Source organism: Bradyrhizobium sp. JR4.3 (assembly GCF_040547695.1).
GTDB lineage: Bacteria > Pseudomonadota > Alphaproteobacteria > Rhizobiales > Xanthobacteraceae > Bradyrhizobium > Bradyrhizobium canariense.
In genome coordinates, this window is record NZ_JBEPQF010000012.1 from 207780 (window position 1) to 222933 (window position 15154).

The following is a 15154-nucleotide window of genomic DNA, read 5'->3' on the forward strand; positions in this document are numbered from 1 at the left end:
AGGTCTATTTTGTAACCGTTTTCATATGGTGCTCAGACGTGTTCAAAATGGTCCGCCAGCTTAAGGCGGCCGGCCGGGAGGAGAGTTCGATGAAGGCCAGGATGCTCGCGACGCACGTCGCGTTGTCCGTTCTTGCGATTGCCGTCAGTGCGCAGGCGCATGCCGCCGATTTTGACTGGATGAAGTTCAAGGGCAAGACCGTCACCTTTCTCGCCAACAACAATCCGGTTTCGCAGGCTCTGCTGACCTACAAGGCCGATTTCGAGAAGCTGACCGGCATGACCCTGAAGGTTGACGGTTATCAGGAACAGCAGATGCGCCAGCGTCTGGTCACCGTCATGAATGCGAACAGCGATGAGGTGGACGTGTTCATGACGCTGCCCTCGCGCGAGGGCGAGCAGTTCGCCGCCGCCGGCTGGTACGGCGATCTCACGGCGATGGCCAGGAACGAGGTCGCTAAGGAATACGACCCGGCCGGGCTGAGCCAGGCCTTGCTGAAGGCCGCGACCTTCAATGGCAAGCTCACCAGCATGCCGATGAACATCGAGGGTCCGATCCTCTATTACCGCACCGACATCTTCAAGAAGTGCGGTCTCGAGGCGCCGAAGACCATCAAGGACGTCGAGGCCGCCGCCGAGAAGATCAAGACCTGCGACAGTGCGGTGACGCCGTTCGTCTCGCGCGGCCTCAAGCCCGCGGTCGCCTACACCTTCAGCAACATGCTGCACAATGTCGGCGGCACCTATATCGCCAACGGCAAGTCCAATCTTTGTTCGGCCAAGGGCAAGGAGGCGCTCGACACCTATAGCCGGCTGCTGCGCGACTTCGGTCCGCCCGGCGTCGTCAATTACAGCTTCCAGCAGATTTCAGCGCTGTACCGCAGCGGCCGTGCCGCGATGGCGTTCGAATCCTCCAACGAGCTACGTACCGTCATGGACGGCGGCGCGCGCCTCAAGGACACCGGCCTGTTGCCGTTCCCGGCGGGCGAGGCCGGCCAGGTGCCGACCACGATCGGCTGGGGCATGGCGGTGTCCTCGCACAGCAAGCAGCCGGATGCCGCCTGGTATTTCGTGCAGTGGGCGACCAGCCCGGAAGTGCAGAAGAACATGGCGCTGCAGGGCATCGCGCCGCCGCGCCCGTCGGTCGCCAAGGATCCTGAATATCGCAAGTGGATCGATGAGGAGCCGGTGCGCAAGGAATGGCAGGCCGCGCTCGACGTGCTCGCCACCAAGGGCTCCTCCGAAGTCGGCTACCCCATCGTTGCCAATCCGCAGTCGCGCGAATTCATCGGGCAGGCGGTGCAGGATCTGATCCTGAAGCAAAAGCCGATCGATCAGGCCTGCGCAGATGCCGACCAGGCGCTGGACGCGCTGATCGCGCTGAACTGACCACCCGGTGCCGGCTGGCTCGCGGCCTGCCGGCACCTCACCCGATCGAGGACAGGAACGCATGTCTGATACGGCTGCGCCACTCACGCAGGACCGGCAGAAGCCGGAGATGGCGGCGCTCTCGGCGCCGGCCGTGTTCTTCACGGTCGCGATGATCGCGTTTCCGGTCGTCTATACGATCTGGCTCGGCTTTCAAACGTTCTCCTCGACCGGCAAGCAATCCTTCGCCGGCCTCGCCAATTATTCCAAGCTGATCTCCGATTACGAATTCTGGCACGGGCTGTGGATCACCATTGCGCTGTTCGTGCTGTCGCTGGTGCTGCAGCTCGTCTTCGGCATCTGGCTCGCGATGGTCCTGTTCAGTGCCAAGCGCCTGCCGGGCATCGTGCGCTCGCTGTTCATCTCGCCCTTCATGATGCCGCCTGTCGTGGCGGGCATGATGTGGTTGGTGATCCTCGATCCGTCGCTAGGTGCCGCCAACTATATCCTGCAATCGTTCGGCCTGCCGCCCTCGGACTGGCTGGCTTCGCCGACATGGGTAATTCCGACGGTTGCGCTGATCGATAGCTGGCAGTGGACGCCGTACGTCGCCTTGATCGTGCTGGGCGGCCTGCAATCCCTGCCGCCGAGCGTCTACGAGGCCGCGCAGATCGACGGCGCATCCGCGTTCAAGACCTTCCAGCGCATCACGCTGCCACTGCTGCTGCCGACCATTGTCACTGCCGCGATCCTGCGCAGCGTCGATCTCCTGCGCTTCTTCGACATCATCTACATCACCACCCAGGGCGGCCCCGGCAACGCCTCGAACACGCTCAACATCTACGGCTTCCGGGTTGGCTTCGAGTTCTTCAACATCGGCTATGCCAGCGCGCTGATGCTGACCTTGACCGCGATCGTGTTCGGCGCCGTGCTCGCCTTCAACCGCCTCCGCGGCGCAGTGGCGTGGTGATGCCATGAACGATGCCGTCAATACCGACCGCTGGATCCGCTGGCTCAACACGGTGCAACTCGTGATCGCCGGTGTGCTCATCATGGCGCCGACGGTCTGGATGGTGCTGTCATCGTTCAAGCCGTCCTTCGAGGTCACTGCCTATCCGCCGACGCTAGTCTTCTCGCCGACGCTGGCGAACTACGCCGAGCTGACAAGGACCACGCCGTTCCTGAGCTACGCGCTCAACAGTCTCATCGTCACCGTCGGTTCGACCGCGCTTGGGTTACTGTTCGGGATTCCCGCCGCCTTCGCCGTCTCCTGGACGCGGATCACGTGGCCCGCGATCCTGACGCTGGCGGCGCGCATGGCGCCCGGCACGCTGTTCCTGCTGCCCTGGTACGTCATGTTCCGGCAAGTCGGCATGATCGGCTCCTACACCGCGCTGATCCTCAGCCACGCCGTCATCACGCTGCCGATCGTGATCTGGGTTCTGCTGCCGTCGTTCGACGCCATTCCGCGCAGCGTGTTTGAGGCCGCGCAGGTCGACGGATGCAGCGTCACGCGCATCCTCTGGCGCATCGCGCTGCCGCTGGTGGCCTCCGGCGTCGCGGTCTCGGCGATCCTCGCCTTCGTATTCTCGTGGAACTACTTCCTGTTTGCGCTGGTGCTCTCCAATGGCGACACCAAGACGCTGATCGCTGCGGCCTTCAACTTCATCGGCGAAGGCTCGACGCAATGGGGCGCCCTCATGGCCGCGGCGACGCTGATCGCATTGCCGCCGCTGGTTCTGGCGGCCCTGGTTCAGCGCTGGCTGGTGTCCGGGCTGACGCTCGGTGCGGTGAAAGGCTAGGTATTTTGATGAATGTATCCCCCCGCCCGAACTCGATCATGCAGGCCGCGGTCTTCCACGGCAACGACTGCATCACCATCGAGCGCGTGGCGATGCCCGATGTCGGCGCCGGCGAGGTGCTGGTCCGTGTCTCGCGCACCGCGTTGTGCGGCTCCGACTTCAAGCTCTGGCACAAGGGCGCTGGATTCACCGCCGGCCATGAAATCTTTGGTGTCGTCGAGCAGCCCGGCCATCGCCTGCATGGCCGCCGTTGCGCCGTCTATATCCCTTTGCATTGCGACCACTGCGCCGCCTGCAAGCGCGGCGATACCCAGATGTGCCTGGAAGTCTCCAGCCTGATCGGCTGGAACAGACCGGGCGGCTATGCCGAATACGTGCCGGTGCCGGAAAACTGTCTGCTGCCGGTCCCCGATGATATCGAGAACAGCCTCGCGCCGCTGCTGCTCGACACCATCGGCACCTCAGGCCATGCCGTACGCTTCGTCAGTCGCGTCGTGCCGCCAACCGAAGCCGGGCCGGTGCTCGTGATGGGCGCAGGGCCCGTCGGTCTCGGCGTCGTGCTCGCGCTTCGCGCGCTCGGCTACGACGACATCCATGTCGCCGATCCCAATGCAGCGCGCTTGAAGATCGCGCGATCCTTCGGCGCCAAGGCGCATCCCGTCGGCGATACCTCGAAGCGCTTTGCCCTGATCATGGAATGCTCGGGCGCCCACGCAGCGCGCAACCTCGGCATCGAGCTGGTGCTGCCGCGCGGCGCCTTGGTGCTGGTCGGCGAAAACGCCGCGCCCTGGACCATCGAGGAAGGCAAGGTCTTCCGCCGCAAGGATTTTTACATGATCCGGACCTTCTACTTCCCGGTCTCCGATTTCGAGCCGAATGTCGAGTTGCTGCGCAAGTACAAGGAGGAATACCGCGTCCTCGTCGACGGCGAGTTCGGCCTGTCGGCTCTCCCTGCGAATTTCGCCCGCTTCGCCAAGGGCGAGTTGATCAAGCCTGTGCTGGCGCTGGACTGAGTGAACATGGCCTCGATCTCGATCCGCAACCTCACCAAACGCTACGGCAATTTCACCGTGATCCCCGATCTCAATCTGGAGATCGCGGACCATGAATTCGTCGTGTTCGTCGGCCCGTCCGGTTGCGGCAAGTCCACTCTGCTGCGCATCATCGCCGGCCTCGAGCCGATTTCGGGGGGAGACCTCTATATCGGCGACAGGCGCGTCAACGGCGTGCAGGCCGCGCAGCGCGACATCGCGATGGTGTTCCAGGATTACGCGCTCTATCCGCACATGCGCGTCTACGACAACATGTCGTTTGCGCTGGAGCTACGCGGCACACCGAAGGCGGAGATCGACGCGCGGGTGAAGCGCGCCGCTGCGCTGCTGCACATCGAGCCCTATCTGGACCGCAAGCCCAAGGAGCTGTCCGGCGGGCAGCGCCAGCGCGTCGCCATGGGCCGCGCCATCGTGCGCAATCCCAAGGCGTTCCTGTTCGACGAGCCGCTGTCAAATCTCGATGCGAAGCTGCGCGGGCAGGTTCGTGCGGAGATCAAGGCACTGTCGCAGCAGCTCAAGACCACCATGGTCTTCGTGACGCATGACCAGATCGAAGCCATGACCATGGCCGACCGGATCGTGGTGCTCCAGAGCGGTACGATCCAGCAATACGACACGCCGGAGACGGTCTACGAGCGGCCGGCCAACCAGTTCGTCGCCGGCTTCATCGGCTCGCCCGCTATGAACTTCTTCCCGATCGAATGGCGTCAGGAGCGGGCAGTTCTCTCGCAAGGCGGAACGGTGGTGCCGCTTGACGGTGAGGCCGCGAGTCATCTGAGCAAGGCCGGCAACGCCGTGCTCGGCATTCGCCCCGAACATTTCGTTGTCGCCGTGGATGCGGCCGACGGCATTCCCATCAACGTCAAGCTGGTCGAGCCTTTGGGCTCAGATACGCTAATTCATTTCGATCTCGCCGGCGCGTCCTCGATCGCGCGAGTCGATCCGTCGCTCCGGCCGAAGGTCGGCGATCGCCTCACGCTGCGTCCGCAATCGGGCAAGACGCATCTGTTCGATGCCGCCAACGGACAGGTCTTGCGGTGAGCGCGTCGGTCAATGTCGGCGATCTCTCGGCGCTGGCGGACGTCGCGTCCAAAGCCAAGCTCGTGCACGTGATCTGCCTCGGCCTATCGGCGCTCGACCAGGTCTGGCGCGTCGATCGGCCGTTTGCGGGCGGAAGCGAAAAGATCAAGGCCGTCGAGTACGGGACGCTCGGCGGCGGCATGGCCGCCAATGCGAGCGTCGCGGTCGCAAAGCTCGGTGCGTCCGTCGCGTTCTGGGGGCGGGCGGGGAATGATGCCGCGGGCCACGAGATGCGATCGGCGTTCGCCGCCGAAGGCGTCGATGTCAAGAATTTCCGGCTGTTTCCCGATGGCCGCTCGTCCGTCTCCGGGATTATCGTCGATAGTTTTGGTGAGCGGCAGATCGTGAACTTCCGGGGCGCCTATCCCGAGGCCGCGGATTGGCTTCCGCTCGAAACCGTCGCGCGCGCATCGTCCGTTCTGGCGGATCCGCGCTGGGTCGAGGGTGCCGCGACGCTGTTCGGGGAAGCACGAGTGCGTGGCATTGCGACGGTGCTCGACGGCGATGTGGCCGATGCCGCGGTGTTCGAGCGACTGTTGCCGCTGACCGACCACGCGATCTTCTCCGAGCCCGCGCTCACGGCCTTTGCCGGCTCGGCCGAAGATCAATCTCTGGCCGGTCTTTCGTGCTTCGGCTGCCGCGTCATCGCCGTCACGCACGGCGAGGGCGGCGTCAGCTGGTACGAGAACGGCGGCCTGCACCGGCAGGCCGCTTACGCCGTCGATGTCGTCGACACCACGGGCGCGGGCGACGTCTTCCACGGCGCCTATGCGCTCGCGATCGGCGCCGGGCTCGAGGTGCGCACCGCCATCGCGTTTTCGGCAGCGACGGCCGCGATGAAATGCCGCCACGCCGGCGGCCGCAACGGTATCCCCGGTATCAACGAGTGTCTTGCATTCATGAGGACGAAGCCATGAGAACGATTGGAAAAAACCGCGGCCTGGCACGGCTTGCTGACGCGGACGGCCATTTTCGCATGGTCGCGCTGGACCAGCGGCCGCCGCTGTTCGATGCCATCGCGAAGGCCAAAGGCATCACGCGGGAGCAAGTCGAATATTCCGACGTCACGGCGGCCAAGCGCCTCCTCGTCGAAAATCTCGCGCCGCATTGTAGCTCGATGCTGTTCGACCCGAATTTCGCAGTGCCTGCCGCGATCGATCTGTTGCCGCCGCGCTGCGGCCTGATCATGACGCTGGAAGAGCACCGCGTCGAGGAAACCATGGGCGGCCGCAAGTCGCGCGCGATCACCAACTGGAGCGTGGAGAAGATCCGCGCGATGGGTGGCGACGCCGTCAAGGTGCTGGCCTGGTACCGGCCGGACGCCGATGCCGCGGTGAACGAGCATCAGAAGCGCTTCGTGCGCGAGATCGGCGAGGACTGCGCCCGCCACGACATTCCCTACGTCCTCGAATTGCTGGTCTATCCATTCCTCGGCAGCGCCAATCACACCGCCGATTATGTGGAATCGCCGGGCAAGCTCCCAGGTCTCGTCATCGGCAGCGTGCGCGAATTTGCCAAGCCCGAATACGGCGTTGATCTCCTGAAGCTGGAAAGCCCACTAGCGGCCAACAGCCTGCCGGCCCGCGACGGCAGTGCCGAGGCACAAACCGCGCAGAGGGAATTCGATGCGATCGGCGATATCTGCCGCGAACGGAGTATCCCCTGGGTGCTGCTGTCGGGCGGCGCGGCGCCGGAAAAGTTCGAGCGCGTCCTCGATTACTCCTATGCCGCAGGCGCGAGCGGCTTCCTCGCCGGCCGCACCATTTGGCTCGATGCCGTCTTGAAGAATTTCCCCGATCGCGCGGCGGTTTCGGCAAGCTTGCGCAGGGATGGCCTTAACGTGCTCGAACGGCTCAACGAGTTGACCACGGCCAAGGGGACGCCATGGAAGGCGCGCTTTCCGGCGTTCGCTGATATCAAGCAGGAAGGTGACTTCGCGCGCGCCTACTGAGATGGTGGCGGCTCCGCGTGGTCCAGGATTGATCGCAGGATCTGCAAAATGACGACTGACAACTTCATCATCCGCTCGATCGAGGCGTTCTGCTATCGCTATCCACTGGCAACGCCGGTGGTGACGTCGTTCGGCAAGATGCTCAATCGTCCCGCCGTCATCGTTCGCGTCGTCGACGAAGAGGGGGTCGAAGGATGGGGTGAGGCCTGGTCGAACTTTCCTGCTCCAGGCGCGGAGCATCGTGCCCGGCTCGTCAACGAGGTGCTGGCGCCGCGTCTTGTCGGGCGCAAATTCGATGGTCCTGCTCAGGCGTTCGAGGTCCTGACCGAGGGCACCGAGGTGCTGGCGCTTCAATGCGGTGAACCCGTCCGTTTGCGCAGGCGATTTCGGGCATCGATCTCGCTCTGTGGGACATCTCAGCGCGCCGTCAGCGGGTGCCGCTGTGGCAACTCCTCGGCGGCCAGTCGAACAAGATCAAGGTCTATCCGAGCGGCATCAATCCCGGCGGGGCCACGCGGACGGCGGAAGCCGCGCTCAAGCGCGGCCATCGCGCGCTGAAGCTGAAGGTCGGCTTCGGCACCGAGACCGATCTCGCCAATTTGGCCGCGCTACGCGGGCTCGTCGGCGCCGGCATGCTCGCCAGCGATGCCAATCAGGGCTGGTCAGTCGCGCAGGCGATGGAGATGCTGCCGCGGCTTGCCGAATTCGATCTGCGCTGGCTGGAGGAGCCGATCCGCGCCGATCGCCCGCGCGAGGAATGGCGCAGGCTGCACGTCCTGGCGAAGATGCCAATTGCCGCCGGCGAAAACATTTCGAGCCTCGAGGTCTTCAAGGACGTTCTGGTCGAAGGTGTCATCGGTGTGGTTCAGCCGGATATCGCGAAATGGGGCGGCCTCAGCGTCTGTGCCCGGCTGGCTCGCGACATCCTGAAAGCGGGCAAGACGTTCTGTCCGCACTATCTCGGTGGAGGCATCGGCTTGCTTGCGTCCGCGCATCTGCTTGCCAGTGTCGGAGGCGATGGCTGGCTGGAGGTCGATGCCAATGACAACCCGTTGCGCGATCTGTTTTGTGGTCCGATTCTCAATGTGAGGGAGGGCATGGTTGAGTTGAACCAAGCCCCAGGACTCGGAATAGCGCCTGATCTTTCATATATCGAGCGCTATCGCAGCATCTAGTCTTGTGGGGAGGCCTGTCGGCTTCTGATCGCTGTGGGTCGCGCTTGATTGACCTCGATCTCCTTGGCTACGACTGGCTCAATTTGGCCCATAATGGATTGGAGCGGTTCAATATTTTCAGTCGATTAGAGGGCGGCGTGTGCACGATGTGTGTGCCCGGGGTTCAAAATCTCATGACAGCCGATAGGAGCGGGCTCTGGTAAGCCGCGGCTCGCGCGAGGTGGGTGCTTTTATCGAGAGCGATCAGCCCGCGCCATAGGAGTAGGTAGCGCTGCCATATCGCCTCCTGACGGGCTGATCTGTGTTCCGCTGCGATTTCCCAGGCGGGCTAGTCACGCCTCCGCCAAGCGATGCGGGCGGCAGTTATGCAGGGGACCCACAATTGCGAATTACTTGCGGAAGTTAGCCATTATCTTGGCAATTCGCTCGCTTTGGGGAGCGTAATCTCCGCCCGTATGATCTGGCAAACCATTCTTCTCAAGCATGGGCGATCGGGTGCTTGCCACCTCGGACGGGGCGGAGCGTGTCGTGAGCTCGGGTCGTCCTTGATGTTGAGCAGATCCCCCGCTGGGAACGCCGGCTCTCCGACTCGCGTTCGCGACCGCACGAAGTGTGGTGGGCTGGCGGTCATTCGAACCGGCTGCTCCAACGTGATCTGCCATTGACAGCCTGCCCAATGTGATAGAATTATAACAACGTAAGTTGCAAAAGTAACAATATGTCACCATCGTACCAGCGTCTTGCAGGGCCGGCGGGAGGAAAGCTTGGAATTGTCCGGTTCGGTTTCAGCAGAACCTCGGCCGCCGACCTCGCTTGTGACGGTCAGCGGTATCAACAAGCGCTTTGGCGGCGTGCGGGCGCTACGCGACGTTGACCTCGAGGTCCGGGCCGGCGAGGTGCACGCGCTACTCGGCGAGAACGGCGCGGGAAAATCCACGCTGATCAAGATCCTCAGCGGTGTTCATACTCTCGACAGCGGCACGATCGAGATCGCCGGAAGGTCGGTGGAATTCGACAGCCCGGCGAAGTCGCGCGAAGCGGGGATCGCGGTCGTCTATCAGGACCTCAGCCTCGTTGAATCCTTGAGCGTTGCCGACAATCTGTTGCTCGGTCGCGAGCCGCGCGCAGCTCTAGGCTTTGTCCGGCAACGCGCGCTGATGGCCAGGGCCGAGGCGTTCCTGAAAGAACTCGGCATTCCCCTGGATACGAGAGCGACCGTCGGCTCGCTGCCGTTCGCCTATCGCCAAATGACGGAGATTGCAAAGGCGTTGATGGGCGAGGTTCGGCTCCTGATCCTCGACGAGCCGACCTCCTCGCTGACATCTGATGAGGTCCGGATCCTGTTCGACGCGATCGGGAAGGCGACGCGCCGCGGAGTCGGTGTGATCTATGTGACCCACCGGCTCAATGAGGTCTTCGAGATCTCGCAGCGCGTCACGGTGCTGCGCGATGGCGCCAACGCCGGCACGTTTGTCACCGCCGAGACCGACATGAAGCGGCTCGTGAACGCGATCGTCGGAACGGATCGATCGGCAGCCACGGGCCCGCGCACCGAACCTGCTGCGAAGCGTGAACTGGATCCGTCGCCGGTCTTGTCGCTGTCGGATGCGTCCAACGACCGGCTTCGTGCCGTCGATCTGTCCGTGCTGAAGGGCGAGATCCATGGGCTCGCCGGGTTGATCGGCAGCGGACGCACAGAGATTCTGGAGACTGTGTTTGGCCTCAGGCCGCTCGAGAGCGGCGCAATCGAGATCGAGGGCCGGCGATGGCTGCCGAGTGGGCCTGCCGATGCGATAGAGCAGGGCATCGCGCTGGTGCCGGAAGACCGGCACGTGCAGGGTCTGGTCCTGGACCATTCGATCGAACGAAACGTCACCTTGCCGCGAATTCCCCACTTCTCGCGTTGGGGCTGGATGCAGCAACGCGCCGCCGCCAGGCGTGCGGAAACCGCGGTCGCCAGGCTTTCGGTGAAAGCGCCCGGCGCGTTCAGCCTGGTCAGAACACTCTCCGGCGGCAACCAGCAAAAAGTCGTGTTCGGAAAATGGAATGACCCGCGGCCGCGCGTGCTGCTCCTGGACGAACCGACGGTCGGCGTCGACGTGGGCGCACGCGAGGAAATCTATGCCGTGATCCGGAACGCCGTCCGCGACGGCAGCGGGGTCCTGGTCGTTTCGTCCGACCTCGTCGAATTGATCGAGCTCTGCGACCGCATCTCCGTGATCGTCAACGGGCGCGTGGCTCGTACGCTTTCGCGCGGCGAGATCGATGATGCCGAAGAGCTGCATCATCTCCTCCAGATGTACCAGGCCTCCGGGCCCGGCCACTTGCAAGAGCTTCCCGCATGACCGAACTGACCGCTCCCAACGTGGTCGCCTCGTCGACCCGATCCGATCGCCGCCGCAAGATTCTCCAGAATCTGCTGCGGGGCGAGCGGCCGTACATGCTGTACATCGCCTTTCTGATCCTGTTGGTCGTGTTCAGCCTGTCCTCGCCCTGGTTCCTCTCGGTCGACAATTTCCTGAACATCGGGCGCCAGACCACGCTGGTGTCGATCATCGCCGTCGGCATGACCTTCACTATCATCGCGCGTCAGATCGATCTGTCGGTTGCCTCGACATTGGCGCTATCAGGCATGGCGGCCGCTCTCGCGATGAGCCAGATCAATAACAGCTGGATCATGGGCGCCGTGGCCGGGCTCGGCACCGGCGCGCTGGTGGGGCTGCTCAATGGCGTCCTGACCACGCAGCTCTCGATCCCGTCGTTCCTGGTGACGCTAGGCTCGCTGAGCATGGCGCGGGGACTGGCGATGATGGTGACCAACACCAAGCCGGTGATCATCACTAACGAGACCTATTTCGCGATCTTTGGCGAAGGCACGTTCCTCGGCATACCTGTTCCGATCGCCTGGACGTTGGCGGCGATGATCGTCGGCATCCTGCTGCTGCACTACAACGTGTTCGGCCGGCGCATCTATGCGGTCGGCGGCAATCCGACTGCGGCGCTCTATTCCGGCATCAATACCAAACGGATCACGACAGCGGCCTTTGTCCTGACCGGCACGCTGGCGGGACTCGCGGCCCTGGTGCTGTCGGCGCGTTCACACGCCGCGCGTCCGGATGTCGTGCAGGGCATGGAGCTCGACGTCATTGCCGCGGTGATCCTCGGCGGCTGCAGCCTGTTCGGCGGGCGCGGCTACATCCTGGGGACGCTGTTCGGCAGCTTGATCATCGGCACGCTCAACAACGGCCTTGTTCTGCTCGGCGTGAGCTCGCCGATGCAGCTCGTGATCAAGGGCGCGATCATCGTTGCCGCGGTTGCTTTCACGAAACGCTAGTCGAAGTCAGGCGCTGCGAATGAGGGTCAGTTTGATCGCGCCGCGTGGGTAGGGGCAAGGTCGCTGGCCCTCCGGAATCGGCGACCAAAAATGGAGGAAACAATGAAATCAATCTTGCGACAAGCCGTGCCTTTGACTGTGTTGATGGCTGCCGCTGCGGCCGTCTCGATCGTCCCCTCGGCTCGCGCCGAAGTGCCCGCGACCTGCGTCAAGGGTGTCAATCTCGCAACGCTCGGGCCGAAATCGATCGTCGGCCAGGGACCCCACGGCGAGAAGGCGGCTTCCCCCGAGGTGCTTGCGCTGTCGGAGGCCGATGCCGCCAAGGTCAAAGAGAAGCATTTCAAGGTCGGCATCTCCATGCAGACGGTCAATCTCGACTGGTCGCAGCTCCAGATCCAGGGCATCACCGATACGCTGAAGAAGTACGGCGTGACGGTGACGGGCGTTGCATCCGCCGAGTATCAGGTGGACAAGCAGATCGCCGATATCGAGAACACCATCCAGCAGCATCCGGACGGCATCATTTCGATCCCGGTCGATTTCACCGCGACCGCTCCGACCTACAAGAAGATCGCCAAAGCCGGCATCAAGCTCGTGCTGATGGACAGCATCCCGACCGGCCTGAAGCATCCCGAGGAATACGCGACGATGGTCTCGGCCGATAGCCAGGGCAATGGCCAGATCGCGGCACAGATCCTGGCGTCCTGCGTGGCGCAGGGCGGCACCATCGGTCTCGTCAATTTCGGCGTCGACTATTTCAGCACCAACGAGCGCACCAAGGGCGTGCGGGAGTGGATGAAAGCAAACCGGCCCGACATCAAGATGAAGCAGGTCGATTTCACCGATCCGCCGAAGGTCTCACAGATCGCGGGCGACTTCCTGACCGGCAATCCCGACGTCAAGGGACTGTACGCGGTGTGGGATCAACCGGCGCTCGACACGCTGAGCTCGATGCGGGCTCAGGGCATCGATATTCCCATGACGACGGTCGACCTCGGCCTGCAATCGGCGATCGAAATTGCCAAGGGCGGTCCGCTGAAGGCGACCGGCTCGCAGCGTCCTTACGACCAGGGCGTTGCCGAGGCGTTGGCGATGATGAATGCGCTGCTGGGTAAGGAAACGCCCGGCTGGGTCGGTGTGCAGTCGTTGCCGGTGACGCAGTCGAATGTGCTGGAGTCCTACAAGACCGTGTTCAAGAAGGATCCGCCGGCCGAGCTGACGGATGCCTGCAACAAGGCGAAGCCCGCCTGCAACTGAGCCTGTCATACCGATGCGCGGTTCCGCGGGACCGCGCATCGTTTCGGCCCACCTGATCCGGGCGAACCAGCCCCCGTCCGGATCAGGCCGCGCTGGTGACGTATTCGACGGGAAGGCTGCGGAAGTGCTTGCGCGTGTCTGCCGACACGGAGCCACCGACGATGATCCGCGAGAACGAGCTGACGTCGGAGAAAGACGCCGGCTTGAGGCTGCCGAGCTTGCTGGCGTCGACCACGAGGATGCTTTCCATAGCGGTCGCGATGACGGCCTGCTTGATGGCGACTTCGTGAAAATTGGAGCAGCTGGCGCCTCGGGTCCAGTGCAGGCCGCCGGCCGAGACGAAAGCCTTGTTGACCCCGAGCCGCCGCAAATAGGACAGGCCGTCATCCGACGAGAACGATTGCGATGACGGATGGTAGAGCCCGCCCATCAGCATCACCTGCGTCGCCGGACGGTGGGTGACGATCGAGGCGACGTTCAGCGAATAGCAGATCACCGAGAGAGGCATGTCCTCAGGCAGGCAATCCGCCAGCGACTGCATCGTGGTGCCGCAATCGATGAAGATGGTGTCACCTTCTTTGATCGAGGCGGCTGCTGATCGGCAGGCGAGGAGCTTGTCCTGCGTATGCTGGTCGATTTCCTGTTCGAATGTGTACTTGATCCCGGTCGGCGACGCCGCGTTGACGACGTAGCCGCCGAGCAAAGCGAGCGCCGCCTCGGGTCCGGCAAGGTCGCGCCTGACCGTCATCTCCGACACCTTCAGCAGCTCTGCGGCGTCCTTCAGATGCAGTGCGCCGCTCGTCTCGACGGCGCGTCGCAGCCGTTGCAGTCGCTGGACGCGGGTCTCGCTGGGGCGTGCGGTCGGTGTTTCAGTCATTTTCGTCACCGAGCTTGCTTATCCGGTTGACAATGATCTTACAATGATGTGAGTTTAGCAACGTCAATCTGTTACAATAATAACATCTGGCCTGAAGGACGTTTCGCTGTCCGCGATAGCAGGCAGCAGAAGCTCCAGCCGGCAAGAGATGGGAGGATCGCATGTTGCAATCGGCACATTCAGTCTATCTGCCGTCTCAGTCGATTCGCTAGCATTGCGCGGCGTACCGATGGCGCAGGGCGTCTTGATATCGAATCCATCCGCAGTGCCGGCGCAGCCACCTGCGCGGGATCACAATCATCCGCATCCGATCGCGCGCAACTGCGGCCGCGCGCTCGAGATGGATTGGCTCGATGAGATCAGGATCAATCTATCCGCTGCCGAGCGCCGGGTTGCCAGCCTGCCGGGCCGGCGTACCGTGAAGAAGGACGCGCAGGCGGCGTGGTTGCTGAAGGCGATCGCCTGCATCGACCTGACGACACTCAACGGCGACGATACAGCCGAGCGGGTGAAGCGCCTTTGCGCCAAGGCGAGGGCGCCGATCCGAAACGACCTTCTCGAGGCGCTCGGCTTTGCCGGGCGCGGGCTGCACACGGGCGCGATCTGCGTCTATCACCGCTTCGTCGCAACCGCGGTCGAAGCGCTCGATGGGCATGACATTCCCGTCGCTGCGGTCTCGACCGGATTTCCTGCGGGTCTCGTGCCGCACGATCTGAAACTCAAGGAGATCGAGGCGTCCGTCAGGGACGGTGCGCAGGAGATCGACATCGTCATCACGCGTGAGCATGTGCTGACCGGAGACTGGCGCGCTCTTTACGCCGAAGTCCGGGATTTCCGCGCGGCCTGCGGTGACGCGCATCTGAAGACGATCCTGGCAACCGGCGACCTCAAAACGCTGCGCAACGTCGCCAAGGCGTCGATGGTCTGCATGATGGCCGGCGCCGACTTCATCAAGACCTCCACTGGTAAGGAAGGCGTCAATGCCACGCTGCCGGTGACGCTGGCGATGCTGCGCATGATCAGGGTCTATCAGGAGCGCACCGGCTTCAAGATCGGCTTCAAGCCGGCCGGTGGAATCTCGACGGCGAAGGATGTGCTCAACTACCAGTTCCTGATGAAGGAGGAGTTGGGTCGCGATTGGCTCGAGCCCGATCTGTTCCGCGTCGGCGCCTCGAGCCTGCTCGCCGACATCGAGCGTCAGCTTGAGCATCACGTCACCGGCCGCTACTCGGCCTTCAACCGTCATCCCGTGGGCTGAG

At 63.3% G+C, this 15154-nt stretch carries 12 protein-coding genes and 1 pseudogene; 12 read left to right on the forward strand and 1 reads right to left on the reverse strand.

What is annotated here, in order from left to right; all coding sequences use genetic code 11:
* Positions 1-89 precede the first annotated feature (89 nt).
* From ABIB91_RS20860 to ABIB91_RS20910, 11 genes and pseudogenes are all read left to right on the forward strand, one after another.
* Positions 90-1388, forward strand: coding sequence for an ABC transporter substrate-binding protein (locus ABIB91_RS20860; protein WP_354165144.1), 1299 nt, complete (start codon positions 90-92; stop codon positions 1386-1388).
* A 61-nt stretch (positions 1389-1449) separates the two neighbouring features.
* Positions 1450-2337 carry a carbohydrate ABC transporter permease gene (locus ABIB91_RS20865; protein WP_354165147.1) on the forward strand — a complete coding sequence of 296 codons (888 nt, stop codon included), beginning with the start codon at positions 1450-1452 and terminating at the stop codon, positions 2335-2337.
* Positions 2338-2341: 4 nt separating this feature from the next.
* Entirely contained in the window at positions 2342-3169 is an 828-nt protein-coding gene (locus ABIB91_RS20870; RefSeq protein WP_354165150.1) for a carbohydrate ABC transporter permease, read from the forward strand.
* Positions 3170-3177: 8 nt separating this feature from the next.
* Positions 3178-4182 (forward strand): zinc-dependent alcohol dehydrogenase family protein, encoded by a 1005-nt coding sequence (locus ABIB91_RS20875; RefSeq protein ID WP_354165153.1) that lies wholly within the window; start codon positions 3178-3180, stop codon positions 4180-4182.
* Positions 4183-4188: 6 nt separating this feature from the next.
* The gene (locus ABIB91_RS20880) at positions 4189-5262 is read left to right on the forward strand and encodes an ABC transporter ATP-binding protein (protein WP_354165156.1); all 1074 of its coding nucleotides are present in this window, start codon (positions 4189-4191) and stop codon (positions 5260-5262) included.
* Positions 5259-6218: a sugar kinase gene (locus ABIB91_RS20885; RefSeq protein WP_354165159.1), complete on the forward strand. Its 960-nt coding sequence runs from the start codon at positions 5259-5261 to the stop codon at positions 6216-6218. The genes ABIB91_RS20880 and ABIB91_RS20885 overlap by 4 nt, the downstream gene beginning before the upstream one ends.
* Complete coding sequence (locus tag ABIB91_RS20890) at positions 6215-7252, forward strand: tagatose 1,6-diphosphate aldolase (protein WP_354165162.1); 1038 nt, start codon at positions 6215-6217, stop codon at positions 7250-7252. The genes ABIB91_RS20885 and ABIB91_RS20890 overlap by 4 nt, the downstream gene beginning before the upstream one ends.
* A 48-nt stretch (positions 7253-7300) precedes the next feature.
* Positions 7301-8427, forward strand: a pseudogene (locus ABIB91_RS20895) (mandelate racemase/muconate lactonizing enzyme family protein).
* 764 nt (positions 8428-9191) lie between these two features.
* Complete coding sequence (locus ABIB91_RS20900) at positions 9192-10772, forward strand: sugar ABC transporter ATP-binding protein (RefSeq protein ID WP_354165165.1); 1581 nt, start codon at positions 9192-9194, stop codon at positions 10770-10772.
* The gene (locus tag ABIB91_RS20905) at positions 10769-11761 is read left to right on the forward strand and encodes an ABC transporter permease (protein ID WP_354165168.1); all 993 of its coding nucleotides are present in this window, start codon (positions 10769-10771) and stop codon (positions 11759-11761) included. The genes ABIB91_RS20900 and ABIB91_RS20905 overlap by 4 nt, the downstream gene beginning before the upstream one ends.
* Positions 11762-11863: 102 nt before the next feature.
* A complete protein-coding gene (locus ABIB91_RS20910) occupies positions 11864-13018 on the forward strand; it encodes a substrate-binding domain-containing protein (protein ID WP_354165171.1) in 1155 nt (384 codons plus the stop codon).
* Between the two features lie 82 nt (positions 13019-13100).
* Here the strand turns inward: ABIB91_RS20910 and ABIB91_RS20915 are convergent, their stop codons facing one another.
* Positions 13101-13895 carry a DeoR/GlpR family DNA-binding transcription regulator gene (locus ABIB91_RS20915; protein ID WP_354165174.1) on the reverse strand — a complete coding sequence of 265 codons (795 nt, stop codon included), beginning with the start codon at positions 13893-13895 and terminating at the stop codon, positions 13101-13103.
* 229 nt (positions 13896-14124) lie between these two features.
* On the opposite strand from ABIB91_RS20915, the gene deoC reads away from it, so the two are divergent.
* Positions 14125-15153 (forward strand): deoxyribose-phosphate aldolase, encoded by a 1029-nt coding sequence (deoC, locus tag ABIB91_RS20920; protein ID WP_502917001.1) that lies wholly within the window; start codon positions 14125-14127, stop codon positions 15151-15153.
* The last annotated feature ends 1 nt before the right edge of the window (position 15154 follow it).